The following is a 19,540-nucleotide window of genomic DNA, read 5'->3' as shown; positions in this document are numbered from 1 at the left end:
ACGCGGTTCATCGGCATGGCGGCACCTCCGCTTGAGGGATGCCGCCATGCTCGCCCTACCTCTGCTCACCTACTGAGACTCGACGCTAATCAAGCCAAGGAGAGAGGGTGCAGCATGCCTGAAACCTTAGCTCCGCTCGCCCTGTGCGGCGCGGATCTGCGCATCCACCACGGCAATCGCCGTCATGTTCACCACGCGGCGTACCGTGGAAGAAGGGGTGAGAATGTGCGCGGGCTTGTCCACTCCCATCAGGATCGGGCCGATCGCGACACCATCGGTCATCACGCGCACCATGTTGTAGGCGATGTTGGCGGCATCGAGATTGGGCATCACGAACAGGTTGGCGCGCCCGCTCAGCGTGGTGTTGGGGAAGATGCGGCGGCGGATTTCCTCGTCCCACGCGGTATCGCCCTGCATTTCGCCGTCCATTTCCAGATGCGGTGCACGAGTGCGCAGGATCTTCCAAACCTCGCGCATCTTTGCCGAGCTGGCGTTCTCGTGGCTGCCGTAGTTGGAGTGCGACAGCAGCGCCACCTTGGGTTCCACGCCAAACAGCTTGAGACGATGGCTGGCCTGCAGCGTGGCCTCGGCGATCTGCTCTGCCGAAGGATCGCACTGCACGTGGGTATCGAGGAAGAACCAGGTGCCCTTGTCGTTGATCACTCCGGTCATCGCCGAAGTGCACTGTACGCCAGGATCGAGCCCGAACACGCTGCGGATGTAACCGAGCTTCTTGTGGTAGCGCCCGACCAGGCCGCAGATCAGCGCATCGGCTTCGCCACGCTTCACCATCATCGAAGCGATCAGCGTGGGACGTGAGCGCATCAGGTTTTTCGCGGCGGCGGGCGTGACGCCACGGCGCTCGGTGAGCGCGTGGTACTGCTGCCAGTAATCGTTGAAGCGCCGATCGTCGTTGATATTGGTGAGTTCGAAGTCCACGCCGGCGCGCATGCGCAGGCCAAGACGCTCGATGCGCGTCTCGATCACGTCCGGACGACCGATCAGGATCGGATGCGCCAGCTTCTCGTCGATTACCGTCTGCACCGAGCGCAGCACGGTTTCTTCCTCGCCCTCCGCATACACGACGCGCTTGCGATCGGCCCGTGCGCGGTCATACACCGGCTTCATGATCAGGCCGGTGCGGTAGATGAACTGGCTGAGCTTTTCGATATAGGCTTCCATGTCCTCGATCGGCCGCGTGGCCACGCCCGAATCCATCGCCGCTTGCGCCACGGCGGGCGCCAGCATCACCACCAGGCGCGGGTCGAACGGACGCGGGATCAGGTATTCGGCACCGAAAGTGGGCGCGTCGCCGCCGTAGGCGCCGGCCAGGTCGCCGGCTTCCATCTGCGCCAGCGCAGCGATGGCTTGCACGCATGCGAGCTTCATGGCTTCGTTGATCCCGGTGGCGCCCACATCCAACGCGCCGCGGAAGATATACGGGAAACACACCGCATTATTGACCTGGTTCGGGTAGTCCGAACGGCCGGTGGCGATGATGCAATCCGGACGGACGCGTTTGGCATCTTCCGGCAGGATTTCCGGGTTCGGATTCGCCAACGCCAGGATGATCGGCTGCTTGGCCATGCTCGCAACCATTTCCGACTTCAGGATGCCACCGGCCGAAAGGCCCAGAAAGATGTCCGCACCTTCCACGATCTGGGCCAGCGAGCGCGCCTTGGTGTCGCGCGCATAACGTTGCTTGTCCGGATCCATGTGGTCGCGCCCGGTGTAGAGCACGCCTTCGCGGTCGAATGCCAGGATGTGCTCGGGCTTTACGCCCAGCGCGACCAGCATGTCCAGGCAGGCGATGCCTGCGGCGCCGACGCCGGTGGTGGCGACTTTCACGTCCTCGATGCGCTTGCCGACGATCTTCAACGCATTGATCACCGCCGCGCCAACGATGATGGCGGTGCCGTGCTGGTCGTCGTGGAATACCGGGATCTTCATCCGTTCGCGCAGCTTACGCTCGACGATGAAGCACTCCGGCGCCTTGATGTCTTCCAGGTTGATGCCGCCGAAGGTGGGCTCCATCGCCGCGATGATGTCCACCAGCTTGTCCGGGTCGCGCTCGTTCAGTTCGATGTCGAACACGTCGATGCCGGCGAACTTCTGGAACAGCACGCCCTTACCTTCCATCACCGGCTTGCCGGCCAGCGGGCCGATGTCGCCCAGGCCCAGCACAGCCGTGCCGTTGGTGATCACCGCCACCAGGTTGGCACGAGCCGTGTACAGGCTGGCATTGCGCGCATCCTCGACGATCGCCTCGCAGGCGTAGGCCACGCCTGGTGAATAGGCCAGCGACAGATCGCGCTGCGTTACCAGCGGTGTGGTCGGTGTGACCTTGATCTTGCCGGGACGCGGCAGTTGGTGATACTCGAGGGCGGCTTGGCGAAAATCGTCGGAATGGGCCATCGGATGGTTGCAACGGAAAGGAAAGGGGAATGAGGCCGCGCAGCGGCATGCCGCAGATGGTAGCACCCGCCAGCAGACAGCAACGGACATCGGGAACAACCAAAAGACAGGAACCAGCCGCAATTTACGCACGCGTTATGTCCGCAGATGCTTGATGCAGCGCGGCACAAAACCGCGGATACTCGCTGCCGCCCCCCATACTTGGACGAAGCCCGTGACCCTCCGCCTCGCCAAGATGCTGTTGCCGCTAGTGCTGGCCGCGTTCGCCTTCATCGTGACGTTCGACAACGTCGTCGACTACGGCTCCAACTTCCTGTTCGTGCGGCACGTGCTGTCGATGGACACGACCTTTCCAGGCAACGCGCTGTTGGGCCGTGCCATCACCAGCCCCCTGGCATGGCAGGCAGGCTACTGGCTGATCATCGCCGCCGAAGGCGCCACCTGCCTGCTGCTGCTCGGCGGAACCGTCGCGCTGTGGCGGGCTCGTCACCTAAGTGGAACAAACTTTGACCAAGCGAAAAGCTTGGTCACGGCCGGATGTGTGCTGGGCTTCCTGACGTGGTTCTTCGGCTTCATGGTGGTCGGCGGGGAATGGTTCGCCATGTGGCAATCGAAGACCTGGAACGGGCAGGAGGGCGCCTTCAGGTTCTACATGGCCATCCTTGGCGTACTGATCTTCGTCAACCAGCCCGATGCCGATCTGACCCGATCCGTCTCACAATCCAGCCGATAGCGCGCCGGCTTCCACCTTCGACATCCGGATGCGGTTGATGAAAAGCGAAAACGCGAGCTTCCCGGCCAGGCCATGCACGTGCTGCATCCATGGCGGCAACCAGCGTGGGGCGGTGATCGCACCGGACTGGAAATACGCTTCTAGGCTCATCACGTCGCCCAGGGTCAGCTTGCCCGCGAACAGATAGCGCAGCAGGTCCAGGCGGCGCTCCTTCAGCGCCCAACGGAAGAACGTATGCACGTCCAGCAAACCGCTCAGGTACACGTTGTCCTTGGCAAACGCAGAGCCGCCCGTCAACGGCACACCCCGGAATACGCGCTGGGCGGAATGAAAACTGTCCGCCACGCTTTGTCCGCAGCGGTTGAAGAAGCGGTACACCTCGACGAAGTCCGCGCCGTTCAGCGCCATGTCGAGCGCAAGGATGCGCAGGCTGATGCGCTTGAGCCGCGCGATGTCGATCGCGCCGGACATCAGCTCGGCAAACACGGCAAGCCCTTCCTGCGTGGCGGTGACGCGGGGTGAAGTGCGCGCAAGCGAGGCCAACACGGGCTGCTCGCGGCCATTCAAGGCGGTCAGCGAATGCACGAAGGCTTCGTGATTGAGCAGCTGATGGCGGTCGTATTGGCTGAAGCGCGTACCTCCGCGCAGGCGGATACGCGTAGCGCCGGCTGCCGCCTTGGCGGTGAGATCGTTGTCCACCTCGACCGCAATCACGCCCTGGCCGAAGAAATCGTCCAGCACCTTGGACAGGTCCTTGCGCAACAGCTCGGACGAGATATTGGTGACGATATCGTCGTCGGCCATGTCGGCGCCCAGTTCGTCGGACAGCTCCACGAAATAGCGCGCAGCATCGAGATTGCTGTAGTGGCTGCCTGGAATCGCATCGCCAGGGCGTCCATACAGCTGGATGGATGGCGCGGTAACGCCATCCGTGCCTACCGACTCAAGCATTTCGGCGGCGATGCGCCAGGATTCGGCGGTGCGGCGCAGGTACTCACGGATCGGATCGCCATCGCCGGCATCCTTTTCGATCGCGGCCAGTTCCTTACGCACCTCGGAATGATCCGGCTTGCGGTAGCTCACTTCCGGCAAGGCGTACTGCCCCTTGCCGTAGGACTCGATCATGCGGTCTTCCAGCGAGGCCGGCCAACTCACGGTTGAAAGGATGTTGATGCCCTTCACCGCAGCCAGCAGGCGTTTGTCGAGCTCGGCGTACGCCTCCAGCCCGGGCGGAACGGTTTTTTCGGCCGATGCGCTCACCACCCCTCTCTCTCGCGCGAGCCACGCGGACCATGTGGCTTGGCTGCCGGCCGCCCGCCGCGCTGGCGGCGCAGGCGTGATTCGAGCAGGGTGGCCTGTTCCTCGCGCTCGTCGCGCAATTTCAGGTAATTACGCCAGCGCTCCGGCGTCAGCTCGCCGTCGTGCAGGGCCGTCTGGACGGCACAGCCGGGTTCGCTGCCGTGGCCGCAATCGGCGAAGCGGCAGTTCTCGGCCAGCGTTTCGATATCCGCGAACAGATCCAGGTTTTCCTCGCCGGTGAGCTTGAGCTCGCGCATGCCGGGCGTATCGATCAGGCAACCGCCGCTGGGAAGTTGCAGCAGGGCTCTATAAGTAGTGGTGTGGCGGCCCCGGCTGTCGTGACTGCGCACGGCGCCGGTGGCCATCTGCTCGCTGCCCAGCAAGGTGTTGGTGAGGGTGGATTTGCCGGCGCCGGACGAGCCCACCAGCACAGCGCTGTCACCCGGCTTGAAGTAACTGGCCAGCACGGCCGCGCTGGCCGGGTCCTTGCCGTTGACGGTGTGGATCGGGGTCCCCGCCGGCAGGCGGGCCTGCAACTCGGCGATCCGGCTTTGCACATCCTCGCCCAGATCCGGCTTGCTCAGCACCACCACCGGCTGCGCGCCCGAACCCTCCACCAGCGACAGGTAGCGCTCGATGCGCGCGGGATTGAAATCCCCGTCCAGGCCGGTCAGCACCAGCACATAGTCGATGTTGGTGGCGATCACCTGCCGTTCGTAACGTTCCCCCGCTGCGGCACGCGACAGTACGGTGCGCCGCGGCTGCACGCTCAGGATGTGCGGCGGCTTGCCCGGTACGATTTCCACGAAATCGCCCACCGCCGGACGCTCGGCCGGGTCCAGCCCGCGCTTCAGGAAATGCCCGTCCGGCTGGGCGCTGAAGACCTGCTCGCCATCGTGCAGCTCATAGCCGGCACGGTGCTGCGCCACCACACGGGCCAGTCGCCGCCCGTCGCCCGGCAGGTCGTGGCCTCGCCAGCCGACGTGGCGGAGCCGTTCGATGGTCTGCGCTTCGGTCATAGGGGGGGATTATGAGGGGGGAACGGGGGAACGGGAACGGGGCTGCCGCCTCGCTCTCTTTCGTCGGGCTTTGTCCCAATATCCATAAGAACGCAAGGTCGCCGGATTACGCACGCCAGAGGTTCCCTGCTCTCTATTCCCCTTTCCCTGCCTCAATTTGACCCCACGCCGCCCCATCCCGCTGTTAGCATCGTGAAGCCGACGGCAAGTCGGCTTTCCCCTTTCGTCAAAGGACTTAACACCGTTGTCCCCGATCAAGCCCAGCGCGCACCTGGCCGAAGTGCGCTATGAGATCCGCGGTGCACTGACCCGTCGCGCACGTGAACTGGAAGCGGCAGGCGCGCCGATCATCAAGCTCAACATCGGCAATCCGGCCCGCTATGGCTTTACGGTACCCGCCCACCTGCGCGAAGCGATCGCCACGCATCTGCATGAAAGCGAAGCCTATGGCCACGAACAGGGCCTGGAAGAAGCGCGCGAAGCCATCGCCGCACAGCAGCGCGCACGCGGTGCGCAGCACGTCCAGATGGAACGCATCTTCATCGGCAACGGCGTTAGCGAACTGATCGACCTGAGCCTGCGCGCCCTGTTGCAACCGGGCGACGAAGTCCTGCTGCCGAGCCCGGACTATCCGCTGTGGAGTGCAGCCACCATCCTCAACGGCGGCGTGCCGCGCTATTACCGCTGCCTTGCCGAGAACCGGCACATGCCCGATCCGGAGGAAATGGAGGCGCTGATCACGCCGCGCACGCGCGCACTGGTGCTGGTCAACCCGAACAATCCGACCGGCGCGGTGTATCCACGCGCCTTGCTGGAACAGATCGTGGAAATCGCCGCGCGGCACCGGCTGTTGCTGCTGTGTGATGAGATCTACGACGAAATCCTGTACGACGGCACCCCGTTCCAGCCGCTGGCCGAATTAGCCGGCAGCACACCCTGCCTCAGCTTCGGCGGTTTGAGCAAGGTGCATCGCGCCTGCGGCTACCGCGTCGGCTGGCTGAGCCTTTCCGGCGATCCGGCGCGCACGCACGACTATCGCGATGCGCTGCAACTGCTGTCCGCTTTGCGCCTGTGCGCAAACGTCACCGCACAGTGGGCGGTGATCCCGGCGCTGCAGGATGCCCCGACCATCAACACCCTCACCGCTTCGGGCGGGCGCCTTCATGCCGCGCGCCAGGCCATTCTCGATGGCGTAGCGGCCAGCCGTTATCTGGATCTGGTGACGCCAGGCGGCGCGCTTTATGCCTTTCCGCGCGTGCGCAGCGACCGCATCGCTGACTTCGACGACAATGACTTCGCATTGCGCCTGCTGGAGGAGGAATCCGTGCTGATCGTACCCGGCACCAGCTTCAACGTGCCGAACAGCCGGCATATGCGCCTGACCCTGCTGCCGCAGCCGGCGCAATTGCGCGAGGTATTCGTGCGCATGGAGCGCGTACTGGAGCGCATGGCCGACGAAGCGTCGCCGCGTGCCGCGGTCGCAGTCCGTTGATCATGAGATTGCGCTACCTCGCCCTGGGCGACTCGTACACCATTGGCGAAGACGTGCCTACGCAGGCGCGCTGGCCGGCGCAGCTGGTGGAAAAACTGCGCAAGCAGGACATTGCCATCGATGACCCGCAGATCATCGCGGTGACTGGATGGACCACCGATGAGCTCTCCGCAGGCATGGACCAGGCTGTGCTCGCACCTTCGTATGATCTCGTCACGCTGCTGATCGGCGTGAACAATCAGTATCGTGGACGCCCGTCGGAGGAATATCGCGAGCAGTTCCGTGCCCTGCTGTTGCGCGCAATGGCCCTGTCCGGCCATCGCCCCGGGCGAGTGGTGGTGGTTTCCATTCCCGATTGGGGCGTGACGCCGTTCGGCTACGCCAGCGGACGTGACCTACGACAAATCGCCAACGAACTGGACTGCTTCAACGCGTTGGCACGCGATGAAGCCGACCATGCCGGTGCACATTTCGTGAATATCACCGGCATCTCGCGCGAGCATGCGGGACTGGTAGCCGCCGATGGCCTGCATCCCTCTGGCGCGCAGTATGCGCTGTGGACGGATGCCATCGAAGCAGTGGCCACCAACGCGTTGCAAGGTGACTGAGACGTCAAGCCAGCATCAGGGTGCGGCCCATCATCGCCCGCTGATCGATGGCCGAACCCGCCTGCGGCCTGCGGGGCATGACTAAATGCATAAATCGCCCCGAATGAACGCCAACCAGCTTTACTCGCCGTCAAATTCCTGAAACAGTTGCGTCAGGGGACGCTGGGCAATAATGGGCACGAGGGATGTCCAGGCGATGATGTGTCGCCGTGCTGGGTGGAACCGACAGAAATAGAGTTATTGCACCAACGCTCCTGAACGGTCATCTATTCGGGGAGTCATCATGCAAGCTCACTACAATCGCTTGTCCATCGCGGTCCGCCTTGCCCTATCGGTCGGCATCGCATCGGCAGCCGTCCTCGCCCATGCGCAGGATGCCGGCTCGCAGCAAGGCAACTCATCCCAACCGAACGCCGGCGATCAATCGCAGAAGGCAAAGACCAAGACACTGGCTGCCGTGACAGTCACCGGCTCGCTGATTCGCCGCGTCGACACCGAAACCGCCAGCCCCGTGGTCACGCTGGACCGCACCGCACTCACGGCCAACGGCAATCCGGTACTTGGCAACGTGCTGCAGCAGCTGCCCAGCGTTTCCGGCTATGCCACCAACCCGGCCAACAACAGCAATGGTGGCGGCGGTGCCAGCCCCACGCTGGAAGGCGGCGACGGCGCGTCGCGTGTATCGCTGCGCGGACTGGGCTCCAATCGCACGCTGGTGCTAGTAGATGGCCAACGCTTGGCCAATGCGGATCTCAACATGGTTCCGCAGAACATGATCCAGAGCGTGGACGTGCTGGCGGAAGGCGCCTCCACCGCCTACGGTTCGGATGCGGTCGGCGGCGTGGTGAACCTGCATCTGCGCAAAGACTTCAAAGGCGCGGAGTTCAGCATCAACGACGGCATTTCCAGCCATGGCGATAGTCAGCGACGCGGCTTCAACTTCACCACCGGAGCCAGTGGCGAGCAAGGCAACATCGTGGCGGGCATCGACTGGAACAAGTACAGCCCGACCCTGGCCGGAAGGCGCGGCTTTTCGGCGCGAGCGCTGTATCTGTCCAGCGGCGCCGTCGTGCCGCAAGGCTCCGGCACGATACCAACCGGACGTATCCTGGTCCCGGCCGCACTCACGCCAGGTGGCTGCCACGTGAACGCACAAGGCAACGCCTATGTGACCCTGGCCAACGGCAACGGCAGCAGTCTCAGCAATTACCGCTGCTATGGCGGCCCCAACGACACTTTCAACTACAACGCCTACAACTACATCCAGACCGCACAGAAACGCGCGAACTTCTTCGTGCTCGGCAACTACAACATCACGCCGAACCTCACCGCGTTCATCAATGTGTTCTACAACCGCACCAACTCGTCCGGCCAGGATGCGCCTGCGCCTACCAGCACCAACGACGGTTGGTACGTGGCGGCCAACAATCCGATCAACCCGTTCGGTGTCACCTTCGGCGCGCCCCCGGGCTTTAACGGCAAGAGCTACGTCATCAGCGAGCGACTCACTGGCCTCGGCACGCGTCTGCACACCTTCGACACCGACAACGTGCAAGTCAACGCCGGCCTGCGTGGCCATTTCGGCCAGAGCAGCTGGCTGTGGGATGCCAGCCTCAACTACGGCTACGCCAACCGCAAGCAGTCCGACTACAACGAAGTGAACATCGCCGATCTGCAGGCGGTGATCAACGGCGGCGGCAACATCTTCAACCAGGCCGACCCTGCGGTGACGGCGCAACTGAGAAAGGGCGTCGACACGCCAATCTACGTGCTTACCAACACGATGAAGCAGGTGCAATTCAACGCATCCGGCGAACTGTGGGATCTTCCCGCTGGCGCCATGCAGCTATCGGCGGGTGCGCTGTACCGCTGGAACTCCATGAACTACGCGGTGACGCCGGACGTCATTCTCATTCCGGGCACCACCACCTGCGCAGTGCTGTCCGAAGCCTGCGGCTCGCCCGGCCGCGGCAGCATCAATGTGAAGGAGCTGTACGCCGAAACGCTGATTCCGCTGCTGTCGGAGAAGCCCGGCGCTTATGCCTTGAACCTGGACCTGGGCATTCGCTCTTCGGACTACAGCACCTCTGGCACCACCACCAACAAGAAGATCGCGCTGGAATATCGACCGATCGCCGATCTGTTGATCCGTGCCACAGCCACGCAAGTGTTCCGCGCGCCCAATCTCAACGAGCTGGACGATGGCCTCACCATTGGCGGGCCCACCATCAACGATCCCTGCATTGGCCTCAGTGCGGCGACCTTGGCCGCGCACCCTGCGGCCTGCCAATTCGTGCCGCCGCAATGGGCGGGCAACCCGATCCCGCAGGTCACCTCCTACACTTCGGGCGGCAAGCCGGCGGGCGTCAATCTGAAACCCGAGCACGGCAACTCGCTAGACCTGGGCCTGGTGTATTCACCCAGCTGGCTGGAGGGTTTCTCCTCTACCGTGGACTTATGGCGCATCAACCTGCACGACCTGCTGACTCCGCTGGCTGCGCAGACCGTACTCAATGCCTGCTTCAACAACAACAGCAGCCCGTACTGCAACTTCATCCACCGCTATCCCAACAGCAACGCACTGGCCGGCGCGATCTATTACCTGAGCACTCCAGTCGTTAATCTGGGCAACCTGAGCACCAGCGGCATTGACTTCAGCACCAGCTATGCCATTCCGCATTTCGACCTGGGCAGCTTCAACCCCGGCAACTTCAAGGTGGGCCTCAACACCACCTATACCAACTCGTTCTACAACGACGCCACGCCGGGCCAGCCGGGCGCGAAGACGCATGACTATGCAGGTACGTACACACAACAGTTCGGCAGTATCGCCCGCTGGCGCGGCACGCTGACGCTCAACTGGTCGCTGGGCAACTGGAGCGCGCAATGGCAGACGCGCTATATCCACCACATGACCGACATCAACGCCGACATCAATACCGGCGCGAGCGCCCCGTTGGCCTCGATCCTGTATCACTCGGCGGAGATCGCCTATAACGTGCCGGCCATCAAGACTCGCTTCGAATTCGGCGTCGACAACATCACCGACAAGGCGCCGCCGCTGATCTACCAAAATGGCCCGAACTACAACGTCGATACTGCGACCTATGACGTGCTGGGCCGCTATTACTGGGCACGGGCCACGGTGAAGTTCTAACACCAGCACTTGCACGAGTTTCACTTCGTCCCGCGATTTACTCCCTCCCCTACGTGCAGTAGGGGAGGGTTGGGGTCGGGTGAAGCCCTCAACCTCGCGCTGAATCCAAGCTTCGTGGCAAGCTCGTGCCACCCCACTCCTGCCCTCCCCTGCCACCCAGGGGAGGGGGTAACGCACGGAGCAACGCAGCGTGCATTCTTCGAAATCCACCGAAGCCGACATGCTTGCCGCCTTCAACGAGGGCGACATGGCTCGCGTGCTGGCCATGGGCGAAGCACTGCCGGATGACGAAACCCCCTTGCTGCTGCGCGCCCTGGCACTTCATTCCACCGGGCGCTTGCATGAAGCGTTGCCGCTGTTCACCCGGCTAACGCAGCTGAAACCCCGTACTTTTGAATACTGGAACAATCTGGGCCTGGCCGCGCGCGAAGCGGGCGATGCGCAAACCGCCGCGCAGGCCTTGCAGCGTGCACTCGCGCTAGCTCCGCAACACGCCGACGTGCATTACAACCTCGGCCTGCTCCACCTGCAGCAAAAGAACTGGCTAGCCGCCCGCGAAGCCCTACTGGAGGCCGTGCGGATCGCCCCCGACTTCATCGAAGCGCGCTTGCAGGCCGCGCATGCCTGCCACGTCTGCGGCGACAATAGCGGCGAGGAAGCGATGCTGGAAAATGCCGGGGACTGGCCGCCGCAGCCGGCCGAGCAGGCATTGGTCCTGGCGAGCATGCTGTCCCCGTTGGGCCAGCAGGATCTGGCGTTACGCGCACTGGATCAGGCCCAGTTGCCGAAGGACGATACGGCTTATGTGATGCGTCAACGCATGACGGCGCTGCGTGCTGCGCTGTATGAACGTGCAAACCGGCTCGACCTGGCGGAAGCCGAGCTTACGCAATTGCCGCCAGGCGACTTGCCCGCAGAGCAAGCCCAACTTTCCTGTGCCGCATGGCTGGCGCATGCCGCCGTCGCTGTGCGGCATGGTGACAGCCAACGCGCGGCAGAACTCTACCAGCGCGCCCTGGCAGCAAGCGAGGATGCCGAAGTATTTGCCCAGGCCGCCTTCGGCCTTGCCGCCGCCCGTGACAAGCAAGCGCGTCACCAGGATGCGTGGCAAGCCTTGCGGCGCGCACATGAAGCGCAGCTGAGCGTTGCCCGCGCCATCGTGCCTGAGCTGATGGCCGAGGACAGCCAGCCGTTGCAGATGGCTGATCTTTGCGTGAGCCGAATCGAGCGTGAGCGCTGGACACCGCTGAAATCACCGCACAGCGAACAGAGCCCGCTCTTCGTGGTCGGCTTTCCACGCTCGGGCACCACGCTGCTGGAACAGATGCTGGATGCCCATCCGGATTTCTGCGCAATGGACGAACGCGCCTTCGTCCATGAGCTGATCGAGCGCATGAGCCTGGCCGGCCAGGCCTATCCGTCGGCTCTGGCCGATCTCACCGAGCCGGAAGCCGACCAGCTGCGGGCCGTTTATGCAGGGCTGGTACGCAAGGTCGTGCCTGAGTTGGGCACGCGTCGTCTGGTGGACAAGAATCCGCTCAACATGCTGTGCCTGCCGATGATCATGCGGCTGTTTCCGGAAGCTCGCATCATTCTTTGCCTGCGCCATCCCTGTGACGTGCTGATGAGTTGCTACATGCAGTCATTCCGCTCCCCTGCCTTCATGGTGTTGTGCAGTTCGCTGCAGCGGTTGGCGCGCAGTTATGTGCGAGCGTTCGAGCACTGGTCCAGCCAGGTCGAAGTTTTTGCGCCGCGCGTGCTGGAGTGGCGTTACGAATCGGTGGTGAATCGTTTCGACCAGCAGGTGCTGCGGCTGGGACATTTTCTGCAGCTTGACGATCCCGCCCCGCTGGCGCGCTTCGCCGAACATGCGCGCAACAAGGCTTACATCAGTACGCCCAGCTATGCTCAAGTGACGCAAGGGATTCACGCACGTGCGGTGCACCGTTGGCACGCTTATCGCGAACAGTTCGAACCGGTGTTGCCGATCTTGCAGCCGGTGATGGAGCGGCTAGGCTATTCGTAAGCTGGGATTGCCATCCCAGCCTACGCACTCGCCGCGTTGAAATCGCCAATTGCCCCGATCAATTCGGTCACCGCCGCACATTCGGCCTCGCTGAGATCCGGATTCCAGCTGTCGAGAATCAGCACCGCGCGCGTCTGTTCGCTGCGGTTCCAGGCCTCGTGCTCGAACGTATCGTCGAAAGTCACGCAGCGACCTTCCTGCCAAATATGCGTTTCGCGCCCCACGCGCAAGGCACAGTCAGGCGGGACGATCAGCGGCAGATGGGTCACCAGGCGCACGTTGGTAACGCCCGTATGCGGCAGAATATGCGTGCCCGGGCTCAGCACGGAGAACAGCGTTTCCGGTGCATGGCCGCGGATACGCGTCAGCGGCAGGCTGTCCAACAACGCTGACGTGCGCGGGCAAGCTGCAGCGTTCGCGTCGTAGCGTTCGCCATGCCGGTAGAAGAAATACGCATCCCAGGCAGCCGGCCGCGGCCCTGACGAGCTCAGCATCGCCTGTTCCGACTGTCCGGGCGGCGGCGGGCCGAGAAAGGCTTCCAGGCCCTGCTCCTGCGCGAGCACGCTTTGCAGTTCCCCGCGCATCCAGTCCGTGGCGGCTTCCAATGAGTCGAGCCAGGCAAAGCGTTCGCGTGGATAGTAGGGCTGGCTGGGGATGCCGGGAAAATAAAGGAACTTGGGCCGCTGGCGCGGATCGGGAATCGGTTCGGAGCGCTCGCCCAGGTAGACTTCCAGGCAGTGCTCCACCCGCCGCATCTCGGCTACGCCATAGCGCTGCTGCAAGGGCTCCAGCGTGCGACGGAACCAGGCAAGCCGCCCCGCATCGACGTAGCGCATGGCATGTTTCACCGCCTCGCGCAGACCGGGCGCCGTGGTTTCATCGCTGAGCCAGCGCCCCTGTTGCTGGGCCGTGCGCAAGGCGCCGAAATAGGCGGCCAAGGCATCGTGCGGCCGGCTGAGCTGCTCCAGCGCCAGCCCCAGCCGCAACCGCTCCACGAACAGATCCGGTGCCTGAATGAGGGCCTGGCGCAGCATCTGGGCAGCGGCGGAATAGTCTCCCGCCAGCAGGCGCGCGGCGCCCAGCACCTGCAAGGCTTCCAGGTCGTCGGGGGCTCCCTCCAGCACACGCTGAAACAGCTGCCCCGCCTGCTGCAGATCACCGCGCCCCAGGCAGGCGTGCGCGGCCTGGCGCCATTGTGCGAGTTGTGCCTCGGCAGGTGTGTTCATCGCCATCCTCCCTCCCCGGCTCGCGTTATCGCACACCGTCGTTCCCGGAAAAAAGAGTTGCGGCAACCTCTTTGCAACCATTTCGCCATCGCACGGTGACGTTTCGGCGGCAGACTGTGCTCCCGGGAACCAACCGGGGAGTGACGCCATGGCCACCCTTCACTGCCGCAGCGCCTTCATTTCCGACGTCCATCTGGGCACCCCAGACTGCAAGGCGGCCTATCTGCTGGATTTCCTGCGTAACCTGCAGTGCGAACAGCTATATCTGGTAGGCGACATCATCGACCTGGAAGCCCTGAGCCGCCGCCGTTGGTGGCATCCTGACCACGGCACCGTGATCGCCGAAGTGCTTGATATGGCGCGTCGCGGCGTTGAAGTCACCTACATTCCCGGTAACCACGATTGCGCCCTGCGCGGCCTGGTAGGCCAGTCGATCTGCGGTGTGCGCATCGAACTGAATGCCATCCATGTCGGCGCCGATGGCCGCCGTTATCGCGTGAGCCATGGCGACGAATACGACCCCGAGCAGATCGGCCGCAGTTGGATGCTGCATCTGGGTGAAGCCATGCACCGCTTCGTGTGCTGGGGCAACCGCCGCGTCAATGCCTGGCGCCGCCGCATGGCGATGCCGTACCTGCCACTGTCGATCATCGTCAAATCGCACATCGGCAAGGCTTTGGCGTATATCCGCGCCTACGAGGAACGCGTCGCCGCCGGCGCGCGCGAGCACAACGTTGACGGCCATATCTGCGGCCACATCCATTTCGGCCAGGTACGCACCATCGACGGCGTGGTCTACCTCAACGACGGCGACTGGGTGGAGCACTGCACGGCGCTGATCGAGGACGAGCAAGGCGCGATGGAGCTGATCCACTGGAGCGAACAGCCGACCGCGCTGGGGCATGCCAGCCGTGAGCAGGTCCAGCCCTCGCCCATGGCCGCGCTGGCGCTGGCGCCGCTGGCCCGGCGCAAGAAACACGACCTGGAAGAGCTGCAGCCGGCCGCCTAGAAGGCGTCATTCCCGCGTAAGCGGGAACCTATTTTGCTCTGATATGACAGCAAAGATGGAGTCCCGCTTGCGCGGGAATGACGGCGACGTGTTCGATAGCTCTTGATCCCTAGCGCGTCGCCAGCATATCGGAGGGACTACAATTAGCCCCTTCTTTAGCTGGAGCCCCGTCCTCATGTCCCTCGAAGCCGCCACCCGCGAACGAATCGAAAGCCTGCTGAAAGACCACCGCGTGGTGCTGTTCATGAAGGGCACCCGCTACCAGCCGATGTGCGGCTTTTCCGCCGCCGCCGCCAATACGCTCAACGAGTTGCTGCCGGAATACCACACGGTCAACGTGTTGGAAGATTCCGAGATCCGTGAAGGCATCAAGGCATTCGGCAACTGGCCAACCATTCCGCAGCTCTACGTGGACGGCGAACTGGTCGGTGGCGCCGACATCATCCGCCAAATGTACGGCAGCGGTGAACTGCACCAGCTGTTCGGCGCGGCGACACCGGATCGCACGCCGCCGGAAATCACCATCACCGACAAGGCCGCCGAGGCCATTCGCGCCGGTACGGCCAATGCACAGGGCATGGCGCTGCACCTGGAAATCGGCCCGGACCACAGTGCCGGCTTCCAGCTCGCACCCGCCAGCGAACACGACATCGTGGTCACTGCCAACGGCATCGAAGTGCATTTCGATCCGGCCAGCGCCCAGCGCGCCAAGGGCATCGTGATCGACTGGGTCTCGACCATGCAGGGTGAAGGCCTCAGCCTGAAGTTTCCCGGCGCCGGCACTGGCATCCAGTCGATGAGCGTGCAGGAACTCAAAAACCGCCTCGCCGCCGGCAATGTCACCCTAATCGACACGCGCCCGGCCCAGGGCCGCGCCATCGCCGCGCCGCTACCGCAGGCGCGCATCCTGGAACAGGAAGGCTACACGGCTCTCGCCAACCTGCCCAAGGACACGCCATTGGCCTTCATGTGCCACCACGGCGTTTCTAGCCGCGGTGTGGCGGAGCGTTTCGTCGCGCACGGCTTTACGCAGGTGTATAGCGTGGATGGCGGCATCGATGCCTGGGCGGCTGAGATCGATTCTAGCGTGCCGCGCTATTGATCCATAGGCCGGGATGGCCATCCCGGCCCACCCGGTTGATACGGGGCTTCGGCCCCGTTTTTTTGCCTGCGATAGGCTATGGGGATCTACCGGACCCAACTCAGCCCGCATGCGTTGCCTGTTGATCGAGGACGACACCCACACTGCTCGCTTCATCCAGGACGGCCTACGCCGTGCGGGTCACGACGTGACCGTGTGTGGGGACGGTCCTAGCGGCCTGCTTCAGGCCGGCACCCATGCCTGGGATGTGATCGTGCTTGATCGCATGCTGCCCGGCGGCACCGATGGCCTTGCGGTACTCGCCTCGCTGCGCTCTCAGAACGACCACACGCCGGTGCTCGTGCTCAGTGCGCTGGCCGGCCTCGACGAACGCGTGCGCGGCCTGCGCGAAGGCTGCGACGATTACCTCACCAAGCCCTTCGCCTTCGAGGAACTGCTGGCGCGCGTCGAAGCGCTCGGCCGGCGTGCTTTCCTGGCTGGGAATCCGAGCGTGTTGAACGTGGCCGACCTATCCGTGGATACACGCACACGCCGCGCCTTTCGCGCAGGCAGGCCGATTGCGTTGCAGCCACGCGAATACCAGCTCCTGGAATACCTGGTGCGCCATCAGGGCGAGGTGATCACACGCAAGATGTTGCTGGCTGCGGTGTGGGGCTACCATTTCGATCCCGAAACCAATGTCATCGACGTGCAGATGAGCCGCCTGCGCAACAAGGTGGATCGCGATTTTCCATGCGCGCTGATCCATACCGTGCGCGGCGTGGGCTACACCATCCAGCCGGCCAGCGACGAAACCGCGCATGACTGAGCTGCGCCATTCGATCGTATTCCGCCTCGCACTGGGTTATGGCCTGTTGCTGCTGCTTTCGATCGGCATCATCTCCGCTGTGTTCTATGTCGGCACCGCCGGCTCGCTGGCACGCAACAGCGACCGGCAGATCGTCGCGATCGCCCACCAACTGGAACAAGTGCATGACCTCAGCGGAACCACGGCGCTGCTACAGGCCATCCATACATTGCTGACCGACGACAAGGACGTGGAAACGGAGGTCTACCTCCTGCTCGATTCGCACGGACGCAAACTGATCGGCAACCTTACCGCTTGGCCAATGCGGCCCGGCGCGGACGACACGCTGGTCAAGATGGAAGTCCAGCGCCTCGAACGCCATTCGACCAGCCGCTTGCTGTTCCATCGTTTTAGTGACGGCAGCCTGCTGGTGGTCGGCCGTGATCTGCAGGAGCAGCATCAGCTCGAACAGACGATCCTCAGCGCCCTGGCGATCGGCGGACTGCTCGGCCTCCTGCTGGCCATGCTGGGCGCCGCATTGTTCCGGACCCAGCTGCAGGCGCGGCTGGCGGCTATTCAACAAACTACGCAGGATGTATCGGCCGGCAACCTGAGCCGGCGCATCGTCGTAACGGGCCGGGCCAAGGATGAACTCGCCCATATCGCACGTGACGTCAACCGCATGCTCGACGAGATCGAACGCCTGATGGACATTGCGCGCAATGTTTCCAACACCATTGCGCACGACTTGCGCACGCCGCTGGGGCGGATTCGAGGCGCGCTGGAAGAAACGCTGCAACCTCCACCCGAGTCGCAGCGGTGGCAGCGCGCCGCGCACTACGTCATCGATGAAATCGATACGCTGATCGGCGTCTTTGAAAAACTGCTGCAAATCGCCGAAGCCGAATCCGGCGTAAGGCGACAGCGCTTCGAACGATTGCTGCTGCCCGCCTTGCTCGACGACCTGGTCGAGCTTTACCAGCCCGCTGCCGAAGCGCGGGGCATGCGGCTGAGCGTGGAGATCGATGGCGCTCCCGCCGTGCTCGCCGATCGGGGCCTGATGGCCAACGTGCTGGCCAATCTGCTGGACAATGCACTCAAGTACGCCGGCGATGCTGCGCACATCCGCCTCTCCACCTGGCAAGACGAGCATGACGCCCATATTGTGGTGCAGGACAACGGGCCCGGTATTCCGGCCGAGGCCATGGCACGCGCCACCGAACGATTCTTCCGGGTGGACGACAGCCGCAGCCAGCTCGGCAATGGGCTGGGGCTTTCCATCGTGGCGGCGGTGGTGTCGCTGCACCGAGGAAGCCTCAAGCTGGAGGATGCGCGGCCTGGTTTGAAGGTGAGCATACTTTTGCCGAAAGCGTGAGTGCGCAGCGATGCCCAACCTTTCCAAATCGTAACTATTCCATGCCCAGCCCTGCCGCTATGGTCCCGAGTTGGGGAATCTCATTGAGATCGTTACATGGTCACCAAGCGCGCGCCCGTGCTGGCCCTCGCCATTGCTGCAGTCGTTTTCGCCGGTATCGGCTACATCTGGCTCGCTCATCGCGAATCGCCGGCACCAGCAGCCAATGCCGGCGCGGACACGCACAGCGTCACCCTCACCGAAGCACAAGCCAAACAGGTATCGGTCATCGAGGTAGGTACGCGCACGTTCGATACCTGGCGCCAGGCGGTCGGCTACATCGACTATGACCAGGGCCGCATTGCCCAGGTCTCCAGCCCCTACGCAGGACGCGTGGCCAGCGTTGCCGCGGAAGAGGGCGACACCGTGCACAAGGGGCAACTGCTGTTCACCATCGACAGCCCCGATCTGCTGCAAGCCGAATCCGCCCTGCTCGCTGCCGACGGCGTGCTCACCCTGAACCGCAAGACGCTCGCCCGGGCGCAAAAGATGCTGACCATCCAGGCCAGCGCCCAAAAGGATGTGGAGCAGGCCACCTCCGACGAACAGAGCGCTGAAGCCAGCTATCGCGCGGCACGCAAAAGCCTGCTGCTGTTCGGCAAGAGCGAGGCGGACATCGACCGTTTGCTTGCCACGCGCAAGCTGGAGGGCGACTTGCGCATTCTTAGCCCATTCGACGGCATTGTCGCCAATCGTTCGCTGGCGGTGGGCAATCTGGTGCAACCCGGCAGTTCACCCACACCGTTCACGGTGGCTGATCTTTCCAGCGTGTGGATGGTGGCGAATATGCCCGAGGACGATGCTGCCGCGTTGAAGCTGCATCAGCCGCTCGCCATTACGGTGCCGGCCTTGGCCGGCCGTACGCTGCACGGCGAAGTGAGCTACCTGGCCAGTGCCGTCGATCCGAACACGCACACGGTCATCGTGCGAGCCGACCTTCCCAATGCGGATCGCGTATTGCGTCCGCAGATGCTGGTCAATGCCGCCGTGCAGACAGCGGCGGCGGAACATTCGCCTGCCGTGCCCGAAGATGGAGTCGTACGCGAAGGTGACGGCAGCACCATGGTGTATGTCACGCCGGATGGCCGCCGTTTCGAGCAACGCAGCGTGAAAATCGGCAAGCGCCAGCAGGGCATGGATCAGATTCTCTCCGGCCTGAAGGCGGGTGAGCGCGTTGCCGGCGAAGGCGCCTTGTTCCTCGACAACATGCTGGCGCAACAGCCGGACAGCGACTGAGTCGCCGCCACGCACGC

At 63.6% G+C, this 19,540-nt stretch carries 14 protein-coding genes; 10 read left to right on the top strand and 4 right to left on the bottom strand.

Annotated elements, in window-relative coordinates; all coding sequences use genetic code 11:
* Positions 1 to 126 precede the first annotated feature (126 nt).
* Positions 127 to 2,415 carry an NADP-dependent malic enzyme gene (locus tag EKH80_RS21015; RefSeq protein ID WP_126686760.1) on the bottom strand — a complete coding sequence of 763 codons (2,289 nt, stop codon included), beginning with the start codon at positions 2,413 to 2,415 and terminating at the stop codon, positions 127 to 129.
* A 154-nt stretch (positions 2,416 to 2,569) separates the two neighbouring features.
* Here EKH80_RS21015 and EKH80_RS21010 point away from each other — a divergent pair, with 154 nt between their 5' ends.
* Complete coding sequence (locus EKH80_RS21010) at positions 2,570 to 3,148, top strand: DUF2165 family protein (RefSeq protein WP_230473864.1); 579 nt, start codon at positions 2,570 to 2,572, stop codon at positions 3,146 to 3,148.
* Here EKH80_RS21010 and EKH80_RS21005 read toward each other — a convergent pair.
* Positions 3,131 to 4,408: a peptidase MATCAP family protein gene (locus EKH80_RS21005; protein ID WP_126686758.1), complete on the bottom strand. Its 1,278-nt coding sequence runs from the start codon at positions 4,406 to 4,408 to the stop codon at positions 3,131 to 3,133. The two genes, EKH80_RS21010 and EKH80_RS21005, sit on opposite strands and share 18 nt — an antisense overlap.
* Positions 4,405 to 5,466: a ribosome small subunit-dependent GTPase A gene (gene rsgA / locus EKH80_RS21000; protein WP_126686757.1), complete on the bottom strand. Its 1,062-nt coding sequence runs from the start codon at positions 5,464 to 5,466 to the stop codon at positions 4,405 to 4,407. Before rsgA ends, EKH80_RS21005 begins: the two co-directional genes overlap by 4 nt.
* Before the next feature lie 244 nt (positions 5,467 to 5,710).
* Between rsgA and EKH80_RS20995 the strand changes: the two genes are divergently transcribed.
* The 4 genes from EKH80_RS20995 (at position 5,711) to EKH80_RS20980 (ending at position 12,749) form a co-directional block, all read left to right on the top strand.
* A complete protein-coding gene (locus tag EKH80_RS20995) occupies positions 5,711 to 6,958 on the top strand; it encodes an aminotransferase class I/II-fold pyridoxal phosphate-dependent enzyme (protein WP_126686756.1) in 1,248 nt (415 codons plus the stop codon).
* Between the two features lie 2 nt (positions 6,959 to 6,960).
* Entirely contained in the window at positions 6,961 to 7,566 is a 606-nt protein-coding gene (locus EKH80_RS20990; RefSeq protein WP_126686755.1) for an SGNH/GDSL hydrolase family protein, read from the top strand.
* A gap of 283 nt (positions 7,567 to 7,849) precedes the next feature.
* Entirely contained in the window at positions 7,850 to 10,723 is a 2,874-nt protein-coding gene (locus tag EKH80_RS20985; RefSeq protein ID WP_126686754.1) for a TonB-dependent receptor domain-containing protein, read from the top strand.
* A gap of 190 nt (positions 10,724 to 10,913) precedes the next feature.
* A complete protein-coding gene (locus EKH80_RS20980) occupies positions 10,914 to 12,749 on the top strand; it encodes a tetratricopeptide repeat-containing sulfotransferase family protein (protein ID WP_230473863.1) in 1,836 nt (611 codons plus the stop codon).
* 20 nt (positions 12,750 to 12,769) lie between these two features.
* Here EKH80_RS20980 and EKH80_RS20975 read toward each other — a convergent pair whose 3' ends face one another.
* Entirely contained in the window at positions 12,770 to 13,975 is a 1,206-nt protein-coding gene (locus tag EKH80_RS20975) for an aspartyl/asparaginyl beta-hydroxylase domain-containing protein (RefSeq protein ID WP_126686753.1), read from the bottom strand.
* A gap of 148 nt (positions 13,976 to 14,123) precedes the next feature.
* Between EKH80_RS20975 and EKH80_RS20970 the strand changes: the two genes are divergently transcribed.
* The 5 genes from EKH80_RS20970 (at position 14,124) to EKH80_RS20950 (ending at position 19,523) form a co-directional block, all read left to right on the top strand.
* Positions 14,124 to 14,984 (top strand): UDP-2,3-diacylglucosamine diphosphatase, encoded by an 861-nt coding sequence (locus EKH80_RS20970; protein WP_126686752.1) that lies wholly within the window; start codon positions 14,124 to 14,126, stop codon positions 14,982 to 14,984.
* Positions 14,985 to 15,159: 175 nt separating this feature from the next.
* The gene (gene grxD / locus EKH80_RS20965) at positions 15,160 to 16,086 is read left to right on the top strand and encodes a Grx4 family monothiol glutaredoxin (protein ID WP_126686751.1); all 927 of its coding nucleotides are present in this window, start codon (positions 15,160 to 15,162) and stop codon (positions 16,084 to 16,086) included.
* Positions 16,087 to 16,195: 109 nt separating this feature from the next.
* Positions 16,196 to 16,894 (top strand): response regulator transcription factor, encoded by a 699-nt coding sequence (locus EKH80_RS20960; protein ID WP_126686750.1) that lies wholly within the window; start codon positions 16,196 to 16,198, stop codon positions 16,892 to 16,894.
* Positions 16,887 to 18,248: a HAMP domain-containing sensor histidine kinase gene (locus EKH80_RS20955; RefSeq protein WP_126686749.1), complete on the top strand. Its 1,362-nt coding sequence runs from the start codon at positions 16,887 to 16,889 to the stop codon at positions 18,246 to 18,248. Before EKH80_RS20960 ends, EKH80_RS20955 begins: the two co-directional genes overlap by 8 nt.
* A gap of 96 nt (positions 18,249 to 18,344) precedes the next feature.
* Positions 18,345 to 19,523: an efflux RND transporter periplasmic adaptor subunit gene (locus EKH80_RS20950; RefSeq protein ID WP_126686748.1), complete on the top strand. Its 1,179-nt coding sequence runs from the start codon at positions 18,345 to 18,347 to the stop codon at positions 19,521 to 19,523.
* The last annotated feature ends 17 nt before the right edge of the window (positions 19,524 to 19,540 follow it).

It is taken from the genome of Dyella choica (assembly GCF_003977665.1).
GTDB lineage: Bacteria > Pseudomonadota > Gammaproteobacteria > Xanthomonadales > Rhodanobacteraceae > Dyella_B > Dyella_B choica.
Note: the sequence above shows the minus strand (reverse complement) of the source record. Positions and strands in the feature narration are given on the sequence as shown.

Bases quoted from the DNA above. Each gene is read 5' to 3' on its own strand.
- EKH80_RS20960 (WP_126686750.1), top strand. From the start codon at position 16,196: ATGCGTTGCCTGTTGATCGAGGACGACACCCACACTGCTCGCTTCATC.
- grxD (WP_126686751.1), top strand. From the start codon at position 15,160: ATGTCCCTCGAAGCCGCCACCCGCGAACGAATCGAAAGCCTGCTGAAA.
- EKH80_RS20975 (WP_126686753.1), bottom strand. From the start codon at position 13,975: ATGAACACACCTGCCGAGGCACAACTCGCACAATGGCGCCAGGCCGCG.
- EKH80_RS21010 (WP_230473864.1), top strand. From the start codon at position 2,570: ATGCAGCGCGGCACAAAACCGCGGATACTCGCTGCCGCCCCCCATACT.
- EKH80_RS20970 (WP_126686752.1), top strand. From the start codon at position 14,124: ATGGCCACCCTTCACTGCCGCAGCGCCTTCATTTCCGACGTCCATCTG.
- EKH80_RS20955 (WP_126686749.1), top strand. From the start codon at position 16,887: ATGACTGAGCTGCGCCATTCGATCGTATTCCGCCTCGCACTGGGTTAT.
- EKH80_RS20985 (WP_126686754.1), top strand. From the start codon at position 7,850: ATGCAAGCTCACTACAATCGCTTGTCCATCGCGGTCCGCCTTGCCCTA.
- rsgA (WP_126686757.1), bottom strand. From the start codon at position 5,466: ATGACCGAAGCGCAGACCATCGAACGGCTCCGCCACGTCGGCTGGCGA.
- EKH80_RS20950 (WP_126686748.1), top strand. From the start codon at position 18,345: ATGGTCACCAAGCGCGCGCCCGTGCTGGCCCTCGCCATTGCTGCAGTC.
- EKH80_RS21015 (WP_126686760.1), bottom strand. From the start codon at position 2,415: ATGGCCCATTCCGACGATTTTCGCCAAGCCGCCCTCGAGTATCACCAA.
- EKH80_RS20990 (WP_126686755.1), top strand. From the start codon at position 6,961: ATGAGATTGCGCTACCTCGCCCTGGGCGACTCGTACACCATTGGCGAA.